3 protein-coding genes are annotated in these 2,070 nt (G+C 27.1%); 1 reads left to right on the top strand and 2 read right to left on the bottom strand.

Translation table 11 applies throughout. The features are described 5' to 3' along the window. Window positions 1-168 (bottom strand): glycosyltransferase family 2 protein (locus tag E6A48_RS11350; RefSeq protein ID WP_219710418.1); only part of this gene is annotated, 168 nt, incomplete at its 3' end. A 130-nt stretch (window positions 169-298) separates the two neighbouring features. On the opposite strand from E6A48_RS11350, the gene E6A48_RS11345 reads away from it, so the two are divergent. Continuing rightward, a complete protein-coding gene (locus tag E6A48_RS11345) occupies window positions 299-811 on the top strand; it encodes a PaaI family thioesterase (protein WP_219710416.1) in 513 nt (170 codons plus the stop codon). A 315-nt stretch (window positions 812-1,126) separates the two neighbouring features. Here the strand turns inward: E6A48_RS11345 and E6A48_RS11340 are convergent, their stop codons facing one another. Continuing rightward, window positions 1,127-1,897 (bottom strand): 4Fe-4S binding protein, encoded by a 771-nt coding sequence (locus tag E6A48_RS11340; protein ID WP_219710414.1) that lies wholly within the window; start codon window positions 1,895-1,897, stop codon window positions 1,127-1,129. Window positions 1,898-2,070: the final 173 nt, after the last annotated feature.

Raw genomic sequence — 2,070 nt, 5'->3', positions numbered from 1 at the left:
ATCTTTTTTTGAATATTCTTCTAATATATTATAACTATTATCTGTAGAGCAGTCATCTATACAAAGTATTTCTATCTCTTTTAATGTTTGATTAATTATGCTATCTAAACATTCTCTTAAATAATCTTCAACATTATATACTGGTACTATTACGCTTACCTTTATCATATATAAAAAACCTTTTTAATATTGTAATGTTGTTATTATAATATAAGTTTATATTTTAGTCTATTAAACAATTAACTTTTTATTATATAATGTTATAATGTATTCGTTTATAATAGACAAGGAGATTTTTATGGAATTAAAAGTATTGAATAAACAAAACAATTCAAGAATGTGTTTAGTATGCGGATTTAAAAATGATTTAAGTTTGAAGGCAGAGTTCTTTGAGCTTGAAGATAAATCGCTTTGTGCTTTGGTAACTTTTAAAGATTATCATCAAGGATACCCCGGAAGAGTGCATGGAGGTATACTTGCTGCTATATTAGATGAAACTATAGGAAGAGCTATGATGCCATACACCGGGGAAGATAAATGGGGCGTAACAACAACACTTACAACAAAATATAAAAAGCCTGTACCTATCAATGAAGAGATTAGAATAATTGGAAAGATTACTTACGGCAATGGCAGAATGTATGAAGGAGAAGGGTATATACTTCTTAATGATGATACAGTTGCAGTAACAGCAAAAGGTAACTATATATGTATGAGCTTAGAGCAAATAGCGGAAATGGACCCGAACAATGAAGAGGATTGGTATGTGGAGAAAAAAGAAACAGACCCTCAAACTATAGCCATACCATAATTTATATACTTAAATAATTTTATTTTTTAATTTTATAAATTCATTATAGACTTTTTACCGCCTTCGTATCCGCAGGTTCTTACTTCTGTCGCAAAAGAAGTATTGGTTTGAGGGCTAGCCAATGATAACAATAAAAAATTAATTTTGTAATTTAAGTTTTTATTTTATTAAACTTTTTCCCGCAGCAAAAAGTTTTTGCCCTTCTGGCAAGCTTCGCGAAAGTACAAGTGTTTAGCTTTATATATTTGGAATATATAAAAGCTAAAATAATATTTATATTTTGTATAAAAAATATAGTTCTTTTAAAAATTAAAATTAATTAATATAAAATTCATAATCTTTTGCTTTAGAGCAGGACTTTTTCAAAGCCAAATGAACTAATTCTAACTTAGCCTTATTAATATATTTAGCAGAATAATTGCATATTGAAACGCATCTCATACACGATATGCATTTACTTTTATCAATTATTTTAGGATTATTAATATTTATTGCTTGAACAGGGCATTTCTTAGCACATAATTTACAATTATTACATTTATTTTTAGTTTTAGGCACCAATGGCACTTTACCTACTTTTTTATATGGACGGTTTCCCTTTAATTTATGTTCATCTAAAAAATCATAAGCATTTATTATTTTAGAAGCAAACTCTTTAAGTTTATTTATATCATTTTCATCTGGTCTGTTAGAAGCATATTTATAAGCTATGGAATGTTTAGCAATTGCGGATATAGCAGAAGTAACTTTAAAATTTGATTCTTTTGCTATATCATAAAGTTCAATTAAAGTGTCATCATAATCTCTATTACCATAAACACACACAATAACAGTATTAGCTCCATTACCTTTTATTTGAGATATTCGTTCTGATGCTACTGCTGGAACCCTGCCTGCATAAGATGGTACTGCAAGAATAGCAATATCATCTTGAGATATTTTTATACTTTGAAAGTCCATATTATAATTAGTTAAATCAACTTCTTCTATACTTGCATTATTCTTTTGACTAATTTCCAAAGCAACCGCATCTGCAACTTTTTTAGTTCCACCTGTTGGGCTAAAAACAATTTTATATATATTCATGATAAAAAACTCCAAACATAATTTTTATTAATTATAATAAAGTTTTTGAGTTTATCAATATAGTAAAAACTAAATTTTAACTTCGTCAAAGAACCAAAAGTGTAAGTGTTTTAGCTTTATAAATGTAATATTTTTATATATAAGGAATATGTATTAAATATAACGTAATACCT

This window comes from Brachyspira pilosicoli (assembly GCF_019402445.1).
Lineage (GTDB): Bacteria > Spirochaetota > Brachyspiria > Brachyspirales > Brachyspiraceae > Brachyspira > Brachyspira pilosicoli_B.
Note: the sequence above shows the minus strand (reverse complement) of the source record. Positions and strands in the feature narration are given on the sequence as shown.

Excerpts from the sequence above, each read along its gene's own strand:
- E6A48_RS11345 (WP_219710416.1), top strand. The coding sequence starts at position 299 with ATGGAATTAAAAGTATTGAATAAACAAAACAATTCAAGAATGTGTTTA.
- E6A48_RS11340 (WP_219710414.1), bottom strand. The coding sequence starts at position 1,897 with ATGAATATATATAAAATTGTTTTTAGCCCAACAGGTGGAACTAAAAAA.